The organism is Peribacillus frigoritolerans (assembly GCF_040250305.1).
GTDB lineage: Bacteria > Bacillota > Bacilli > Bacillales > DSM-1321 > Peribacillus.
On record NZ_CP158190.1, the window covers coordinates 4600338 to 4616605 of the forward strand.

The following is a 16268-nucleotide window of genomic DNA, read 5'->3' on the forward strand; positions in this document are numbered from 1 at the left end:
AGTTTAAGCTATTTACTCGTGAATTCGCACTTTACTCGTGAATTCGCACTTTACTCGTGAATTTACGCTATTTACTCGTGAATTCATATTTTCATAAAAAAAGCAGCGATTCCCTTAAGGATCGCTGCTCCTCCTATTTATGCTCCTGCCCAAACATCTTTCGCATATCTGCCATTCTCCTCTAATGATTGCAGCCATTCTGTGGCTTCTTCTCTCTGTGTTTGATAGATATGCATATAGCTGTCAATTATGGTTCGTTCAACATCTGGCGCCATTTTGCTTCCGTCTCCGCAGATGTATAGGTGTCCTCCTTCTTCTTTTAATAAAGGAAGGATGTCATGAGCGTTTTCCGCTAATCGGTTCTGGACATATGTTTTTTCTTGACCGGGACATCTGGAGTAAGCGGTGTGCAGTGTTACAAGTCCCTCTTGTTCGGCTTGGACGAGTTCTTCTTGATAGAGGTAATCGTGTTCCGGATTACGGCATCCAAAGTAGAGGTGGGCCGTCCCTAGCGTTTCACCTTTTTCTTTTAAAGCGCGACGTGACTGTATGAATCCCCTGAATGGTGCAATGCCTGTTCCAGGGCCGATCATGATGATTGGTTTTTCTGTTTGCTTTGGAAGCTGGAAGTTGGATTGCGGCGTATTGATAAAGCAGGCTATTTTGTCTCCTAGGGAGCGTTCTGCCAAATAATTCGATGCAATTCCTTTGTATTCCCCGTTGCCGCTCAAAGCTTCTCCACGGACGACGCTCACGGTGATGCTTGCTTCTCCTTCGTTGTGGAGTGGTGAGCTTGAGATGGAGTAGTATCTTGCTTTTAAAGGTGGCAGTAGAGCCAGGAAACGTTCAAACGGGATTTCACATGCAAGATACTTTTCGATTAGGTCAAGCATGGTTATGCGCTTGTTCAGGATTTCTTGTTTATAGGTATTGTTCAAAAGAAGATCTTCAAGTTCTTTTACATGTGGAGGACATACCGTATGAGTGGCAAGCGCCCGTATTTGAGACCGGGTGGCGGGTTCTTGGAACTCCACATGGTTTGATAGTAACTCTTCCAGTTTTACCGGTTTTCCTGTAGGAAGATGGGCAGCTTTTCCGAAATCCCCAGTCAGATTCACATAATCTTGGCCGTTTAGGTTAAATCGACTGAGCACTCGCTCGACAAGTTCCGCTGGATTTTGCGGAAGCACCCCGAGATGATCGCCTTCCTGATAATGTATTCCCTCTGGCAGCGTTAATTCTATATGCCGTGTACTTCTTCCGCTAACTTCATGTTGTAATTCAGTATTCCTTTTTACAATGGATGTAAACGCATGATGGGTGCGGGCAAGCGGTGTGCCGCTCACATCACTTACGAAGTTCATCGTAATCGAGCTGACTACCCGATCACTCTTATTCACTTTAATGTTCAGGGTTTCGGCAAGTTTCGGCCAAAGGGCTTCTGACCATTTCTCGTAATCCCCTTCAAAGTCATCGCTTGCATCCCCATAGCCTGTTTCTGACAGCCGCACTGCTCCTTTTTGTTCCAGCCGCTCATCAATGAAAATTGGAATGCGTTGGTACGTATTGGCCCAATTGCGGTCCCCACAGCCGAAAATCGCATAGTGAACACCATCCAATGAGCCATCATGGCTTTCCTTCAGCCATGAAACGAAGTCACCTGCATTATCAGGGGGATTTCCATTATAAGATGCCGAGACTATGAGAACAGCTCCTTCTTGGGGAAGCCGATCGGTGTAATCATTCAAAGGGGCAACCTCGGCATGGAAGCCTTGCCGCTTCCCTGTTTCGGCAAGGTCCCGAGCAATCCCTTCCGCTGTTCCCATGTTTGATCCAAACAGGACGAGTAATGGTGTTCCATGTACTGATTCGATTGGAGATACCGCGGCTCCTTTTTCCGGAGACTTTGGTTCTGAAGAAGCAACGGTAAACGACATCGCCGGCTTCCTCGGTGAAACGCGCATGGTCAATCCGTCCGGTTTAAGAGTCAATGTTTCTTTAACATCCAATTGATATTCTTCATGATCGATCAAGTCAAAGTGCTGTAAAACCATGCCAAGCACCAGTGTCGCTTCATGAAGCGCAAACTGCTGTCCGATACAGGCGCGCTGCCCGTTTCCAAATGGTTTATACGCATGATAAGGGATGGACTCCAAATCCTCGAACCGCTCTGGAGTGAACGATTCAACGTCATCACCCCAAACGGATGGATCACGGTGAAGCTCGGGAATAAGCAGCGAGAACACATCATCTTTCTTCACATTATATTTTCCATCCAGCATGGTATCTTCTTTCGCATAAACGGAAAACGCCGGAGCTGTCGGCCACAGACGGAGCGTTTCATTCAGCACCATCCGGACATATTTCAGCTTTTTCACTTGTTTGTAATCAGGAACATCATCACCCAGCACTTCATCGACTTCCTGCTGCGCTTTTTTTAACTTGTCTCTGTTATTCATGAGGAAATAGATGGCGAACGATAGGAGACCGCTCGTCGTTTCATGTCCAGCTATTAAAAAGGTAATGATTTGGAAACGAATATTTTCATCATCCAGTGATGCGCCCGTTTCAGGATCGACCCCTTTCAACATATGGGAAAGAAGGTCATCTTCTCCGTGATCACCATTTTGTTTTCGGTCAGCAATCAATTCATCCACTAGAGAGAACATATATTGAATGTCTTCCCTGAATTGTTTTTTGGATTTGATCATCAGTTTATCTTGGATGCCAAGTCGCTGCGTTTGGCTCATCGCTTCATCCAACGCACGCACCATACTGTTGACAAAAGGATGGGTGGTCTCCCGATAAAAACTGTTAAAGCGGTAATTGAACCCGCATAGTCCAATCGTATCCAATGTCAATCGTGTCATATCTTCAGGAACATCTATCTCATCAGCCGGATTCAGGCGAGCCCATTTTTGAATGAGTTGGGTAGCAAGATCCACCATTTTAGCATGATAGCCCTTCATTGCCTGCTGGCTAAAGCTGGGCAGCAAGATGTTATGGGCCTTTTTCCAATTCGGTTCCTTCGTTTCACTTGTGAAAAGACCGTCGCCGCCAAACGCCCTCACTTTCTGCAAGGCTGGACCGACCTTCTTATCAAATTTTTTTTCATCACATATTTCTTTAGCGAGGTCAGCACTGGATACGAATGTAGTGATTCGACCCGGAAATTGAAACTGAAAAATCGGCCCAAGTTCTCGTGCCAGCTTCATGAAAGACTGAAGCGGCTTATCCTTATCAATGATAGGCAGGCTGCCTAGGGGGCCATATGTCTTTGGCTGTGGAAACTGAGTTGTGTTTTCCATTTTATTAGCACCTCTTTACAATAGTTCAGAATGCGGAATGAACGTTCATTCCGTTTAAATGTTAAAAGTATCTCAAGCGTGCAATCGCACTGCATCCCAAAAGCTTTCTTCCACATCTGCCAAAAGTTTTGGGTCAGCTTCTAACTCCCCGATGCGAACAAGTCGCTCAAGCTCAAGAAAAGCTCCGTAAATGATGGCAATCAAAGCTGAAGAAGGAAGCTCCTTAATTTCTTTTTTCTCTTTTCCTGAATCAAAGAAATTTTTAAATATATTCAATAGCCCTTGAAAGCTAGCATGACTATCTTCATTTAAAAAATGGGCTCCACTATGTATTTTAATAAAATAAAGAGCTTGGTCCTGCTCAGTTGTAAAGTGAACCATCGATTTAAAAATATGATGAAACTGATTGCGAATTGAATCATCATGAGGAAATCCATTCTTGACCGTTTCAGTGAAAATATCCAAGTACTCTTGAAAGATCTTGTTGCCCAGCACTTCCTTATTCTCGAAATAACGATAAATGGTACCCGCTCCAACTCCTGCCGATGCAGCAATCATCGGAATCGTCGTCGCATCATACCCCCGTTCTGCAAAAAGCTCTAAAGCGCTGGTTACTATACTGTCTCGTTTATTTGCTGCCGTGATCATAATGATCCCCCCTTTTAATCAAGGTGCGGAATGAATGTTCATTCCTTTAATGCAAGTGTAAACCCAATAAAATCCAATCTCAATCGCGCATACTACCCATATTTTGTGAATTTTTTTTTAACGGAGGGGGATAAAAGGCTGAAAGTATTTCTTTTTAAGGAATTAAATGGTATGACGTACTATCATTCGCCCCATAAGAAAAAGAGCTGATAGTCACAGCTCTTCCACTGGTTTACTGAAATTAAGTATGCAAACTTCTTGTTCATCTATTAAATGAGAAGAAACTTATGCATGATTATAACGTTCAGATAGTTTCTTTTTATGGGCATTGAACACTTCTTCCAAGGGGATATTGTACTTGTTCGCAATCACAATCAAGTTTCCTAACACATCTCCCAACTCTTCGGTTAGCTCCTGAATGTTCTCTTCAAACGAACCAATAACTTCATCAGGTCTATCCCTGCCAATCTCAAGGGAACGAATGGCTCGTGCAACCTCGCCAGTTTCTTCTGCCAAAAAGCCAATGCGAATGAAGATGTCCAATTCTGACCATCCCCGTGCTTCATAATAATCTTTTACCCATTGTTGAAATTCAGTGACGTTCATATCCATCCACCCTTCTTTTTTATCATTCAAGTTTAACAAATCCCCTTTAATTTTGTATGATAAGAAAGGAAGATTACTAAATGGGAGATGTGATATTTTGAAAAGTCTAGCTGTATTTTGTGGATCAAGCAAAGGTGCATCTGCTGTCTATGTAGAAGGTGCTAAAAAACTGGGTGCGGAACTGGCAAAACGTAAGATTACCCTTGTTTATGGAGGCTCAAGTGTAGGAATCATGGGTGCAGTTGCAGATTCCGTCTTGGAAGCAGGCGGAAATGTAATTGGCGTAATGCCAGATTTCCTCGAAAAAAAGGAAATAGCACATAAGAACTTAACCGAGCTGATCGTCGTGGAATCCATGCATGAAAGAAAAGCAAAAATGGCTGAGCTTGCAGATGGATTCATGGCCTTGCCAGGCGGGCCAGGAACATTGGAAGAATTCTTTGAGATTTTCACTTGGGCTCAGCTTGGTCTTCATCAAAAACCTTGCGGACTCTTAAATATCAATCACTATTATGATCCTTTGGTCGCTTTATTCAATCATATGTCCGACGAACAGTTCCTACATGAAAAGTTCCGTTCCATGGCGCTGGTAGATGTTGAACCAAATGGGCTTCTTGATCAATTCATTACATATGAACCGCCAACCGTAAAAACTTTCCTTACCGAGAAACAAACCTGATCATTAAAAAACAGCCGGCCAAGATCAATAATGATCTTGGCCGTTTTGATAAACCGCTGGTTAGGTAAAGATCCGGTTTAAATAATCTCCATGCCCTTTGATAAGCTGCACTTCATGTTCGGATGAAATCCAGAAGAAATGAAATGTCAGCCCCGCTTCATCTCCTCCACCCGTCGGCTGATGGTCCCATTCATCAGGAACATTCGATACACTTATTTGATAAAAATATCTATTATGTATGGCACCATCAACAGTCTCCCAAAAATCTTCTGCCATTAATTTCTCCACATGAAAATTTTCCAGACCTGTTTCTTCTTTCATTTCCCTAATCACTGCTTGGTAAGCATCTTCTTGAGGCTTCACTGTTCACTTGGGTATCTGTATACCGGCTTCCATAATGGGATGTTGAAAAACCAATACCTGTGTTTCTCCATTATTGATTCTTGTCACATACCCGTAAGCTTTTTTTATCGGTATCACCATCAATCACCAAAAGCAAAAATGAGCTCTGTCTCGCATACAGTTTCCCCCTCGACAGTAGCCCTTCCTGTTCCTTTACCGATAGGACCTTTCAAGCGAGTAATCTCCACTTCTAAACGTAATTGGTCCCCTGGTTTTACTTGCCTTTTAAAACGACATCCATCGATCCCAGCCAAAAGCCCGATCCGTCCTTTATTTTCTTCTTTTGTAAGCATGACAACAGCACTTACCTGTGCTAATGCCTCCACGATCAACACACCTGGCATCACTGGGTAATCGGGAAAGTGACCAGTAAAAAACTCTTCATTTGCCGTGACGTTTTTAATGGCCACCGCCCTCTTTCCTTCTTCCAGTTCCAAAACTCTATCAACTAAAAGAAATGGATAGCGATGCCTGATAATGTCTTTGATTTCTTGGATATCGATCAATATTAAGTCCCCCATTGCGATGGATTGCTTTCACTTAATTTTACCATCAGTATCACCATATGGATATTTTTGTGTTATAAAAAAAGGCTGCCTGAGCAACCCTGTTTTCTCTTACAAATCCTTTGATTTTTTTTCCTTCGATTTAGTTAATGGGGATAGAACTATTTGTTCATACCTCTCATACCCCCCCAATAATTTATGAATCAAGCTTATTTTAGGAACAACAAGGTAAACCGCCAATCCTGAAATGGTGCTTATTATTGCTCCTGCCAGCACATCCGCCGGAAAGTGGACGCCTACCCAAATACGGGAAATGCCAACAAGGAAAGCCAGCATGATCCATAACAACCACCATCCTCTTTTGAAAAGCCAAAAAGATACACAAAACGAGAAAAACAAGATTGTATGGTCGCTTGGAAATGAATTATCCACTCCTTTTTCAATTAACTTATTAACATTGGCCAATTCGGCAAATGGCTGATTATTCGAATGCAATCTCCCTGCCATTTTCCCCATCATTTCAGCTATTACAAACGTAATCATCCCACAAACAACCATCATCCTACTCTGTTCATTTCGAGTGAACCATATTACGATGACTGCCAAAGCTAATAAAAATACCATGTACTCGGCAATGAAAATGGCAGAAGGGTTTAAATAATCGTACTGTTTCCCTAAGTCATTGATCATTCTGAATACATTGGTATTCAACTCAAAAAAGTCCATTTCATACCCAACCTTCCTCTTTTTCTTACATATTAAAGAGAAAGGAAATAAATCGCCATCGTTCTTCCTAACAGTTTAAGCTGCCATCTTACAATATTGTCACTCGGTTAAATACGCTTAGTGGGGTCTTGTATATTTCCTAAACTTTCTATATAATCCAAGAAAAAATAAGGAGATAAGTAAAATGAATAATGATAGGAACTCAGTTCTAATTCATGAAAACCAGGAAACGGTTTGGAATGCGATTACGAATGATGAAATCATCTCAAAATGGTATGCCCCGGGTTCACAATGGAATATTCCTAAACTCCAGGTTGGAGGGAAGGCAATCTTCGTATTAATGCCTAGTGCACATAACAATCTTAAAGAGAATGAAAGTATCCCAATGAGCTTTACAATCCAAGAGATAATCCCATACGAAAGGTTTACTTATTCCTCGGATTCGGATAAACTCGTTTTCACTTTTGAAATATACCCAGAATCTGAAGGCACTAGAGTATCCATTAACATGGACGGATATGAACTTAGTTTGGCTAACTTAAAAGCATTTTTAGAAGGAAAAGAACTTCACAATACCTAATCATTCATTTGAAAGAGAACCTAGTTCATTTCCATGTTTATTAAAAAATCGTTGCTGTCCCCCTTCTGGAGACGGCCGTATTTATAATAGAAGAAATTCACATAAGGAGGTAAAAAATGCTGGACATACAGAAAAAGTCCGATACTGTCATCATTGTCATTCACGAAATTTATGGACTGAACCAACATATGCAGGGTTTTTGTGAGTCATTATCAATACAGGGTTTTGATGTGATTTGTCCGAATTTGTTAGAACGTGAGACGCCTTTTGATTATTCCCAAGAGGATGCTGCTTATCGACATTTTATGGAGAACGTAGGATTCAAGGGTGCTTTACATAAGATAAAGGATATATTATCGAATATAAAAGATGAATACCAAAAGATTTTCGTCCTTGGATTCAGTGCAGGGGCAACTGTAGCTTGGCTGTGCAGTGAGGATGAGCGTGTCGATGGAATAGTTGGTTACTACGGTTCACGTATTAGGAATTATGCAGAATTAGCGCCACAATGTCCTGTACTGCTATTTTTCCCATTAGAAGAGCCTTCATTTAATGTGGACGAGTTAATTTTAGCTTTAGAAAGAACGAATGTCGAGGTTCATAAATTCAAGGGAGAACATGGATTCAGTGATCCTTACAATTCAAAATATCATGTAGAATCAGCACAAGCAGCCGTTAGCAAAATGATGAAATTTTTTATGCAACACTGAGGTTACACATTCAACCTAATGCCGTTTTGTATGGATCCATTGTATCGAACCCGCATCACTATGGGGATGACATTCATTTTGAACCTTTTTATATTCTGTTTCCAATTCTTTTAAGGTTAACTTCATAAGCTGTTCCACAGTCTTATTTACAGTATGGATCATAAGTTTATAGATTAATTCCTTACGCCTTTCTTCCAAGCCCTTCCTCATTTCACCCTCTCCTTTTATTCTGATATTATATGAAATGTATCCTTAGACAGGGGGAATGATCGTCGGATTCCTTCTCTTCGATTTTGCTTATTTTAATATATTCATTCTCTAAATCGGTTAAGGTTAATTCAAATAGATGGATGTCATTCTTTTTATAAACTCCCTTGTTAATCAACTTGTTGATAAGGAAGTTTCTTTTTTTCTCAATGGCTTTACGTAATAATATCCCCATGGTAAATCCTCCTTTTGATAATCTTACGACTTGCCCATTCACAATAAAAAACCGGAGACACCTCTTTACATGAAAGAAAAGTCTCCGGTTTTCCGGTCAATTAACCTATAATTCCTATTCAATTACTCGGTATTGTTATTTTTATAATACTCACTATGAGATCCGCAGTCAACAATTTTTTTCCTGCATCTTATTTATTTTTGCTTCGCTTCATAAAATGCTGCTTTCACTTTATCCAACAGGTCTTTATCCGTAAACAATTTATAACCTGTAAGTGCAAGAGCTTTTGCCCCGGTCAGGATGGCTTTGTCTCCAGCAGGAGATTTGGCACAGTCGCGGAATTCATTCGTATGGGCAATCAGCTCATCATGGCCAATTTTTATATAAGGATGTGCTGTCGGCACTACATGGCTTACATTACCCGCATCCGTCGAGCCAAAGCCACTCTCTTTTCGAGGACCCACTGCTTCCCCTAATTGAGCCAGTTCTTCTTTTAACAGTTCATCCAGAACTGGATTAATGACAAAATCGAGCACTTCATTTTGGAAACGTTCAACTTTAACCGTACTTCCTGTGGCAAGTGCTGCCCCTTCGGCAACAGCACGGATTTTATTGGACACTTCTTGGCAAAGTTTCCATGTTGTTGCTCTAATGTAAAACCTGGCGGAAGCATATTCAGGAATGATGTTAGGCGCTTCCCCGCCATTGGTAATGATTCCGTGAATCTTGACCTCGGCTGGGAGCTGCTGGCGCAAAGCATTAATGCCATTGAACAGCTGAATCACCGCGTCAAGTGCATTCACGCCTTCTTCAGGTGCAGCTGCTGCATGTGCTGACTTTCCGTAAAAATGAAAATCAAGGGGATCGACTGCCAAAAATGGACTTGTGACACGCGTTTGCCCGCCTGGATGGATAAGGATGGCCGCATCCACCCCATCAAATAGACCGTGCTTCACAAAGCTGCCTTTTGCACTTCCATTCGGCCCGCCCTCTTCAGCCGGTGTTCCGAAAACAATCACCTCTCCGCCCGTTTCCTCCAGTACTTGTGCCAAAGAAATGCCTGCTGCAACACTCGTTGTGCCGATGATATTATGGCCGCAAGCATGACCCAAACCCGGCAATGCATCATACTCGGCTAAAAAGGCAATTGTGGGACCTTTCTTTGAAGAGGTTTTTTTGGCGATGAATCCTGTTTCATGTCCGGCTATATTGCGGGTCACTTCAAATCCTTCATTTCGAAGTATTCCTGTTAATGTATCCGAAGCGAAGAATTCTTGATTCCCAATTTCGGGTTTAGCATGAATGGCTTGACTCGTTTCGATATATAATTTGGAATGAAGGTCGATGTGATCTTCAATAATCTGCCGATGCTGCTTTTGCACTAATTCTCTCGCCATACTCTTAATCTCCCCTTTTTCTTGAATCGATCCATTACTTTTCATTAGCTGGTTTTGTCCAAGCATCCTGGTAATTCACTAATTCATCTACAGAAACATATGCAGGAATGGTGTTTCCTTTAAACGTTTTTTTGATGAACGCTTCCACTTCTTTCGATTGATAAAGCTCCACTAATTTCTGCAACTCAGGACGATCGGAATTACCCTTTTTAACTGCAATGATATTAATATACGGTTTCGCCGTTTTACTTTCATGGAATAAAGAATCTTTTAAAGTAAGGCCTGCTTCGACGGCAAAGTTATTATTGATGGCTGAAGCATCGGCATCATCCAATAGACGAGGTGTATTGCCTGCAGCAACAGGTTGGATTTTCAAGTTTTTCGGATTTTCCCTAATGATTTCCAATGAACCCGATCCATTGAATTCCTCTTTCAATGTAATCAATCCAGCTTCCTGAAGAAGGAGTAGTGCACGGCCAAAGTTTGTTGCTTCATTCGGAACGGCAATCGTAGCGCCATCCGGAAGACTTTTAAGATCTTTATGTTTTTTAGAATAAAGGCCCATAGGTGCAATGACAGTCGACCCGATGGCCTCTAATTTCAGATTTTGGTCTTGAACGAATTCATCGAAGTAAGCGACCGTTTGGAATGAATTGGCATCAATTTCACCTTCACTTAACGCAAGGTTCGGTTGGATATAATCATTGAAAGTGACCAGTTCGATATTAAGCCCTTCCTCTTTCGCTATGTCGACAATGTATTCCCATGTTCTCGTATCCCCGCTGCTGACACCGACTTTCACTGTTTTCACATCATCCGAAACGCCTGATGCACCTTCTTCTTTCCCGCATGCTGCAGACACTATGGCCAATGCCAATACTATGATCGTTAATAAGATTTTCTTCATTTCTCCTACCTCCTGTTATTTTTATCTTCTTCTGATTTTTCTTGAAATAAAATTCCCGGTGGATTGCAATAATTGAACGATGATCACGAGCGCCGCTACTGTGACGACCATCGTCATCGTATCGAACCTTTGATAACCGTAAGCCAAAGCTAGATCCCCGACCCCGCCTGCCCCGACGGCACCTGCCATGGCCGTAGCTCCAACAAGCCCGATAGTCGCTGTTGTAAATGTTAGGATCAACGAACTAAGTCCCTCGGGAATCAAAAAGCGATAAATGATTTGCCATGTCGTCGCACCCATCGCCTGAGCGGCCTCGATGATCCCTTTGTCCACTTCCAACAGGGAGTTCTCAACAAGCCGGGCAATATAAGGAGCCGCGTAAAAGATTAGCGGAACAATGGCCGCATTCATTCCGATCGCACTGCCTACAATCATTCTGGTAAGCGGAATAACTGCTACAAGCAAGATGATGAAAGGAACCGACCGCAATATATTGATGATCGGGTTCAATACATTAAAAATCCATTTATTCTCCAGGATGTGACCCTTTCTTGTAATGACAAGCAGGATACCGAGCGGAAGCCCGATCAATCCGGAAAACACCAATGAAATGGCTACCATATAAAGTGTGTCACCGAAAGCTGTCAACAACTGCTCTGCTGTAATTTCCATTCCCCAAAGCGTATTACCCATTTATCTGCACCTCCTGGACGAGAATCCCCTCATCTTTAATATATTGATAAGCCTTATCCACCTCATTTTTGTTCCCTGTCACTTCGATGATCAAATTCCCGAAAGGCGTTTCCTGAATTTCAGAAATATTGGCTGATAAAACACTTAAATGAACGTCATATTTCTTCGAGATCGTTGAAAGTAAAGGAGTACCCGAAGTAGTCCCAATAAAATTAATTTTCCAAATAATCGGGATATGGGATCCTATGCTTTTTAGGAAACTTTGTGGAATTTCGTCATGTATGACCGTTCTCACGAAGTTTTTTGCAATATCCGTTTGCGGCTTCGCAAACACTTCGAAAACCGAACCTTGTTCAACGACGCATCCGCCCTCCATGACCGCTACCTTATTGCAAATTTCCCTGATGACAGACATCTCATGAGTGATTAGCAGAATGGTAATATTGTATTCTTTATTAATTTTCTTTAAGAGCTGCAGAACGGCACTCGTTGTTTGTGGATCCAATGCCGACGTAGCTTCATCACACAATAAGATCGATGGATTCGTAGCCAAAGCTCTCGCAATGCCGATCCGCTGCTTTTGACCTCCCGATAATTGATCCGGATAACTCTTCGCCTTGCTCGATAAGCCAACGAACTCCAACAGCTCGCCTACACGGTTTTTGATTTCCTTAGCCGGAGTTCCCGATAAAACCAGCGGCATAGCAATGTTATCAAAAACAGTCTTGGAGTTTAGCAAGTTGAAATGCTGAAAAATCATCCCGATTTTTTTCTTTTCTACCCGTAATTCCTTCTGGCTTAATTTGATTAAATCCTTGCCCCCAACAATCACCGAACCATCTGAAGGATCTTCAAGCAAGTTGACCAGCCTGATCAACGTACTCTTTCCGGCCCCGCTATAACCGACTACACCGAATATATCCCCCTTTTCCACTGTCAAATTAATGCCCTTCAAAGCCTCGACAGTCTGTTTCTTTGTTTGATAAACCTTTTTAACATTTTGAAACTCAATCATCCAATCTCCCCCATGTTGTTTATTTGTACGAATTCATTATCCAGTGAGAAGAGCTTTGCAAAGTTTCATAATGATAGGGTTAAATTCGAAACTCACGAGTAATTGCACCAATTCTCCAAATAACCATATACATTTTGAATAAACAAAAGAGGCCTCTTCCGTCGTCAGACAGAAGAGGCCTCTTTTAGACATAAAAAAGAGTAAACTCTTAATTTAATTATCTAAGAAAAGCTCCTTCTTATCTTTCAAACTTTCGTCCGTTGGAATTAGCACAGTATTTTTACAAAAGTAAAAACCCGCTGCCGAGGTATCATAGGGCCAAGTCCCTCCACATCTCTTGATAAGAATTAACGTTATATTTAATTATGTCCTTCACTATATATTCTAATTTCTCTAAAGTCAACCATATTTTTCACCGTTTAAAATATTTTCACAGTATAGTGAATTGATAATTTTTAATTATATTAATATAATTAAAAATTATATTAATATAATTAAAAATTATATTTTATATTGATTTGCTCATTCTCCATACAAGGTGTTTTTGACTTTCCTCCCTTATCTTCATCATGCCTGAATTCGTATATAAACGAATCGCCCTTTGATTATCCGGAGAAACCCTTAAATGGTATTCGGATACATTAAATTGCCTGAAAAGTTTTCTGCGTAGCGAACCAATTCCTTGCCAAGGCCTTTACTGCGATATTCGGGAATAAGATAAAATAGATCTACATAGCCGATCTCAGTTCCTTCATACCCCCGAATTCGAAGTTCCATTTGTCCAATCGGTACTTGGTCATTTTCAAGGATCACCTGTCCCCCAGGAAATTTGCGGACCCTTTCTTCCATTCGTTGCAGATATGTATTTTCATCTCCAAAACCAGCTTCAGTTCCAAAACTTACAACAAAGGAATCTTTCCTGAATTTAACGATAATATCTTTGTCTTTGTCCGTATCAATGGTCCGAAAGATCAACTTTACCCACCCCTATTATTTTAGTGAAATAGTTATCAAGCAAATAAACTCATTTTACTTACACTTTTTATGATATTTCATTATTTACTTTTACAAGCGTCTTATTTCATTTTTTCTGAAAGGATTTTGCCTTAATCCCTATAGGAATGGCCATAATATTAAATTAAAAACAAATGCAATATTGTTGGGAGAGGTCTAGTAATGGGGATTGGGTAGGCACATATAATTTTTGAGTCTAACTTTGCAGGGTATGAATGTTCGAGAGGAATTTTGTTTATTCAGCTCCAACTCAACTTTTTCCCAAGCATCCTTTTTCCCTTTCATTTATATTCCAATTATAATAGGTAAGTGGAACATATTTACATGATTATCCATTATAAAAATCATTGGAGGTATTGAAGATGAAAGTTGTTGCAATAGTGGGAAGTATCCGTAAAGAGTCTTACAACCTTAAGCTTGCCAAATATATTCAATCTAGATATCAAGATCGGTTCGATCTCGAAATCTTGAACATTCGGGATTTACCTTTTTATGATCAAGATATTGAAAATGACCCTCCATTAGTTGTAAAAGAATTTAAATGTAAAGTGGCCGAAGCAGATGCAGTCTTGTGGGTAACACCTGAATACAACGGTACGATTCCAGGAGTATTGGGCAATGCAATCGATTGGTTATCACGTGTCGATAAAGTCTTGATTGGAAAACCATCATGGATCATGGGTGCGTCAATGGGGCAATTAGGAACGGTTAAAGCTCAATTGCATTTGCGTGAAATCTTATTCGCAATAGGCATCTCCTCCCCACTCCTTCCCGGGAATGAAGTATATGTTGGTGCAGTGCATGACAAAATCGATAACGAAGGCAAACTTACACATGAGTCGACTGTCCATTTTATCGATACGGTCGTCGATAATTTCATTAGCTGGTATAATCATCATACTCGTTAATGCTTTTAAAACAAGAATCCCAGCAGGATTAAACCTGCTGGGATTCTTGTTGCATCATAAAACAAAATTCATCCTCTTCCAGCTTGGAACGCTGGGTATTTTGTCATTCCGCCGTCAGCGAAAAGAGTGATACCCGTTACATAACTGGACTCTGAAGATGCCAGCCATGCAGCAACCGCAGCAATTTCTTCAGGCTTTCCGATATACCCCATCGGAATCATGCTTTCAAGATCCTTTTTCTTTTCGGGATCTTCAAGCTTGTCTGCATTTATTGGTGTGGCGATGGCCCCAGGACCAATGCTGTTCACACGGATCCCTTTTGGTGCATATTCAAGAGCCAGGGTTTCCGTAAGCAGCTTCACCCCGCCCTTGCTTGCCGCATAGTGAACGAATAAAGGCCAGGGTATCATCTCATGTACACTGGACATATTTATAACATTCCCTTTAATGTCGTTCTCGACAAAATACTTGATAGCTTCACGGCAGCCTAAGAAATTTCCCGTTAAGTTGGTATTGATTACCCTATTCCAGTCGCTTAACGGCATCTCGTGAGACGGAACCGGATTTTCAATTCCTGCATTATTGATGAATATATCGAGTTTCCCGAAATTCTTTATCGCTGATTGAACAAGGTTAATCACATCTTCTTCAACGGTGACATCGCCTTTTACTGCAATAGCTTCCCCGCCATTTGTTTTGATTTCCTCCATTACACTATCCGCTTCCTCTGATTTAGTGCGATAATTAACCACGACCTTTGCCTTTTCCTTAGCAAAGCGAATGGCCATCGCTTTTCCTAAACCAGTGGATGAACCGGTTATAACAACGACCTTACCTTCTAAATCTGTATACATATAATCACCCTCCACTTAACTTTTTGCCATTCCGAGCATAATCCCAGCTATGATGATCAAGATAATTCCGATTATGATTCCAATTAGTTGGCGCTTCGTTTTCTTTTCACGTAAAATGATGATCCCGCCAAGAGTTGAGATGACAATGCCCATTTGCGAAAGGGAAAAACTAGTGGCCACTCCCACACGGGGCTGGGATATGAATAAAAACATGTTCCCTGCAGCCCATATCAATCCCGGAATGATATTGCGAATCGTATATTTGTTAAACGGTTTATGTTTAAAAGTCAATAACAGACCGCCTATCACCATCCCTATCGCTTGAGGGAACAACGCTGACCACCCATCAACATCAAAAAGACGGGCCACGACCACATAAACCAAATAACCGAATGTCGAGATGAGGAGAATAACAATTCCTTTCTTCAAGTTTCCCGATTTGCCCTCTTTTGATTCTTTATCCTCCAGTGAGGTCAAGACAATTCCTATAATAATGAAGACTAATGCCAAGACGCCTAAAATGATTGCTTTCATTGTTGACCATTCGTTAAAAACGATGACCCCGAATAAAGTCGTTGAAATGAGCTGCATTCCAGTAGATATCGGCATTGTTTTGGATACTCCCATTAAATCAATGCTCTTAAGCTGATTAGCTTGTCCAACGGCCCAAAACAATCCAGAAACAACTCCGACTCCAAACACCAGCAATGACAACTTAATATCGGCAAAAATATAAACACCTATTGAAAAAATCAATGCGCCAATCGTTGTACCCAGTGTTTGACTATAGGGCCCACCCCCGAGTTTCACATTAAATAAAACGATGCTTCCCCAGAATATTGCCGGCAAGAGAGCTAATAATATATCCATATT

The 16268-nt window shown here is 41.2% G+C and carries 19 protein-coding genes and 1 riboswitch; of the genes, 4 read left to right on the forward strand and 15 right to left on the reverse strand.

Annotation, left to right across the window (positions count from 1 at the left end):
• Positions 1–137: 137 nt before the first annotated feature.
• The 3 genes from ABOA58_RS22680 to ABOA58_RS22690 form a co-directional block, all read right to left on the reverse strand.
• On the reverse strand, positions 138–3308 hold the full coding sequence (locus ABOA58_RS22680; protein ID WP_350300131.1) for a bifunctional cytochrome P450/NADPH--P450 reductase: 3171 nt from the start codon (positions 3306–3308) through the stop codon (positions 138–140).
• A gap of 72 nt (positions 3309–3380) precedes the next feature.
• Positions 3381–3956, reverse strand: a complete 576-nt coding sequence (locus tag ABOA58_RS22685) for a TetR/AcrR family transcriptional regulator (RefSeq protein WP_350300132.1) — start codon at positions 3954–3956, stop codon at positions 3381–3383.
• Between the two features lie 285 nt (positions 3957–4241).
• The gene (locus ABOA58_RS22690) at positions 4242–4562 is read right to left on the reverse strand and encodes a MazG-like family protein (RefSeq protein WP_350302946.1); all 321 of its coding nucleotides are present in this window, start codon (positions 4560–4562) and stop codon (positions 4242–4244) included.
• Positions 4563–4659: 97 nt separating this feature from the next.
• Between ABOA58_RS22690 and ABOA58_RS22695 the strand changes: the two genes are divergently transcribed.
• Positions 4660–5241 (forward strand): TIGR00730 family Rossman fold protein, encoded by a 582-nt coding sequence (locus ABOA58_RS22695; protein WP_350300133.1) that lies wholly within the window; start codon positions 4660–4662, stop codon positions 5239–5241.
• Positions 5242–5301: 60 nt separating this feature from the next.
• Here ABOA58_RS22695 and ABOA58_RS22700 read toward each other — a convergent pair whose 3' ends face one another.
• The 3 genes from ABOA58_RS22700 to ABOA58_RS22710 form a co-directional block, all read right to left on the reverse strand.
• The gene (locus tag ABOA58_RS22700) at positions 5302–5604 is read right to left on the reverse strand and encodes an NUDIX domain-containing protein (RefSeq protein WP_350300134.1); all 303 of its coding nucleotides are present in this window, start codon (positions 5602–5604) and stop codon (positions 5302–5304) included.
• A 119-nt stretch (positions 5605–5723) separates the two neighbouring features.
• Positions 5724–6149 (reverse strand): 3-hydroxyacyl-ACP dehydratase FabZ, encoded by a 426-nt coding sequence (fabZ, locus tag ABOA58_RS22705; protein WP_096340058.1) that lies wholly within the window; start codon positions 6147–6149, stop codon positions 5724–5726.
• 111 nt (positions 6150–6260) lie between these two features.
• Positions 6261–6875 carry an undecaprenyl-diphosphatase gene (locus tag ABOA58_RS22710; protein ID WP_350300135.1) on the reverse strand — a complete coding sequence of 205 codons (615 nt, stop codon included), beginning with the start codon at positions 6873–6875 and terminating at the stop codon, positions 6261–6263.
• A 184-nt stretch (positions 6876–7059) separates the two neighbouring features.
• Here ABOA58_RS22710 and ABOA58_RS22715 point away from each other — a divergent pair, with 184 nt between their 5' ends.
• Together ABOA58_RS22715 and ABOA58_RS22720 are read left to right on the forward strand one after the other, a co-directional pair.
• A complete protein-coding gene (locus tag ABOA58_RS22715) occupies positions 7060–7455 on the forward strand; it encodes an SRPBCC family protein (RefSeq protein WP_350300136.1) in 396 nt (131 codons plus the stop codon).
• Between the two features lie 116 nt (positions 7456–7571).
• Complete coding sequence (locus ABOA58_RS22720) at positions 7572–8165, forward strand: dienelactone hydrolase family protein (protein ID WP_350300137.1); 594 nt, start codon at positions 7572–7574, stop codon at positions 8163–8165.
• Positions 8166–8180: 15 nt separating this feature from the next.
• Here the strand turns inward: ABOA58_RS22720 and ABOA58_RS22725 are convergent, their stop codons facing one another.
• The 7 genes from ABOA58_RS22725 to ABOA58_RS22755 all read right to left on the reverse strand — a co-directional run bounded on the left by ABOA58_RS22725 (position 8181) and on the right by ABOA58_RS22755 (position 13594).
• Entirely contained in the window at positions 8181–8375 is a 195-nt protein-coding gene (locus ABOA58_RS22725; RefSeq protein WP_350300138.1) for a Fur-regulated basic protein FbpA, read from the reverse strand.
• Between the two features lie 25 nt (positions 8376–8400).
• Entirely contained in the window at positions 8401–8607 is a 207-nt protein-coding gene (locus tag ABOA58_RS22730; protein ID WP_283915717.1) for a Fur-regulated basic protein FbpA, read from the reverse strand.
• A 194-nt stretch (positions 8608–8801) separates the two neighbouring features.
• Positions 8802–10004, reverse strand: coding sequence for a M20 family metallopeptidase (locus ABOA58_RS22735; protein WP_350300139.1), 1203 nt, complete (start codon positions 10002–10004; stop codon positions 8802–8804).
• Between the two features lie 34 nt (positions 10005–10038).
• The gene (locus ABOA58_RS22740; RefSeq protein ID WP_350300140.1) at positions 10039–10911 is read right to left on the reverse strand and encodes a MetQ/NlpA family ABC transporter substrate-binding protein; all 873 of its coding nucleotides are present in this window, start codon (positions 10909–10911) and stop codon (positions 10039–10041) included.
• A gap of 21 nt (positions 10912–10932) precedes the next feature.
• Positions 10933–11583, reverse strand: coding sequence for a methionine ABC transporter permease (locus tag ABOA58_RS22745; RefSeq protein ID WP_350302947.1), 651 nt, complete (start codon positions 11581–11583; stop codon positions 10933–10935).
• A gap of 13 nt (positions 11584–11596) precedes the next feature.
• Positions 11597–12619: a methionine ABC transporter ATP-binding protein gene (locus ABOA58_RS22750; protein ID WP_350300141.1), complete on the reverse strand. Its 1023-nt coding sequence runs from the start codon at positions 12617–12619 to the stop codon at positions 11597–11599.
• A 235-nt stretch (positions 12620–12854) separates the two neighbouring features.
• Positions 12855–12966: riboswitch (SAM riboswitch) on the reverse strand.
• Between the two features lie 274 nt (positions 12967–13240).
• Positions 13241–13594 (reverse strand): GNAT family N-acetyltransferase, encoded by a 354-nt coding sequence (locus ABOA58_RS22755; protein ID WP_350300142.1) that lies wholly within the window; start codon positions 13592–13594, stop codon positions 13241–13243.
• A gap of 401 nt (positions 13595–13995) precedes the next feature.
• On the opposite strand from ABOA58_RS22755, the gene ABOA58_RS22760 reads away from it, so the two are divergent.
• Positions 13996–14541 (forward strand): NADPH-dependent FMN reductase, encoded by a 546-nt coding sequence (locus ABOA58_RS22760; RefSeq protein ID WP_350300143.1) that lies wholly within the window; start codon positions 13996–13998, stop codon positions 14539–14541.
• Positions 14542–14609: 68 nt separating this feature from the next.
• On the opposite strand, the gene ABOA58_RS22765 is transcribed toward ABOA58_RS22760, so the two are convergent.
• Together ABOA58_RS22765 and ABOA58_RS22770 are read right to left on the reverse strand one after the other, a co-directional pair.
• Positions 14610–15395 (reverse strand): SDR family oxidoreductase, encoded by a 786-nt coding sequence (locus ABOA58_RS22765; RefSeq protein WP_101223333.1) that lies wholly within the window; start codon positions 15393–15395, stop codon positions 14610–14612.
• Between the two features lie 15 nt (positions 15396–15410).
• The gene (locus ABOA58_RS22770) at positions 15411–16265 is read right to left on the reverse strand and encodes a RhaT/GlcU family sugar-proton symporter (RefSeq protein ID WP_350300144.1); all 855 of its coding nucleotides are present in this window, start codon (positions 16263–16265) and stop codon (positions 15411–15413) included.
• Positions 16266–16268 lie beyond the last annotated feature (3 nt).

What these genes read in the sequence shown, in the direction of transcription:
- ABOA58_RS22765 (WP_101223333.1), bottom strand. Translation starts at nt 15,395, where the DNA reads ATGTATACAGATTTAGAAGGTAAGGTCGTTGTTATAACCGGTTCATCC.
- ABOA58_RS22760 (WP_350300143.1), top strand. Translation starts at nt 13,996, where the DNA reads ATGAAAGTTGTTGCAATAGTGGGAAGTATCCGTAAAGAGTCTTACAAC.
- ABOA58_RS22730 (WP_283915717.1), bottom strand. Translation starts at nt 8,607, where the DNA reads ATGGGGATATTATTACGTAAAGCCATTGAGAAAAAAAGAAACTTCCTT.
- ABOA58_RS22770 (WP_350300144.1), bottom strand. Translation starts at nt 16,265, where the DNA reads ATGGATATATTATTAGCTCTCTTGCCGGCAATATTCTGGGGAAGCATC.
- ABOA58_RS22750 (WP_350300141.1), bottom strand. Translation starts at nt 12,619, where the DNA reads ATGATTGAGTTTCAAAATGTTAAAAAGGTTTATCAAACAAAGAAACAG.
- ABOA58_RS22685 (WP_350300132.1), bottom strand. Translation starts at nt 3,956, where the DNA reads ATGATCACGGCAGCAAATAAACGAGACAGTATAGTAACCAGCGCTTTA.
- ABOA58_RS22720 (WP_350300137.1), top strand. Translation starts at nt 7,572, where the DNA reads ATGCTGGACATACAGAAAAAGTCCGATACTGTCATCATTGTCATTCAC.
- ABOA58_RS22680 (WP_350300131.1), bottom strand. Translation starts at nt 3,308, where the DNA reads ATGGAAAACACAACTCAGTTTCCACAGCCAAAGACATATGGCCCCCTA.
- ABOA58_RS22745 (WP_350302947.1), bottom strand. Translation starts at nt 11,583, where the DNA reads ATGGAAATTACAGCAGAGCAGTTGTTGACAGCTTTCGGTGACACACTT.
- ABOA58_RS22735 (WP_350300139.1), bottom strand. Translation starts at nt 10,004, where the DNA reads ATGGCGAGAGAATTAGTGCAAAAGCAGCATCGGCAGATTATTGAAGAT.
- ABOA58_RS22710 (WP_350300135.1), bottom strand. Translation starts at nt 6,875, where the DNA reads ATGGACTTTTTTGAGTTGAATACCAATGTATTCAGAATGATCAATGAC.
- ABOA58_RS22725 (WP_350300138.1), bottom strand. Translation starts at nt 8,375, where the DNA reads ATGAGGAAGGGCTTGGAAGAAAGGCGTAAGGAATTAATCTATAAACTT.
- ABOA58_RS22690 (WP_350302946.1), bottom strand. Translation starts at nt 4,562, where the DNA reads ATGAACGTCACTGAATTTCAACAATGGGTAAAAGATTATTATGAAGCA.
- ABOA58_RS22715 (WP_350300136.1), top strand. Translation starts at nt 7,060, where the DNA reads ATGAATAATGATAGGAACTCAGTTCTAATTCATGAAAACCAGGAAACG.
- ABOA58_RS22740 (WP_350300140.1), bottom strand. Translation starts at nt 10,911, where the DNA reads ATGAAGAAAATCTTATTAACGATCATAGTATTGGCATTGGCCATAGTG.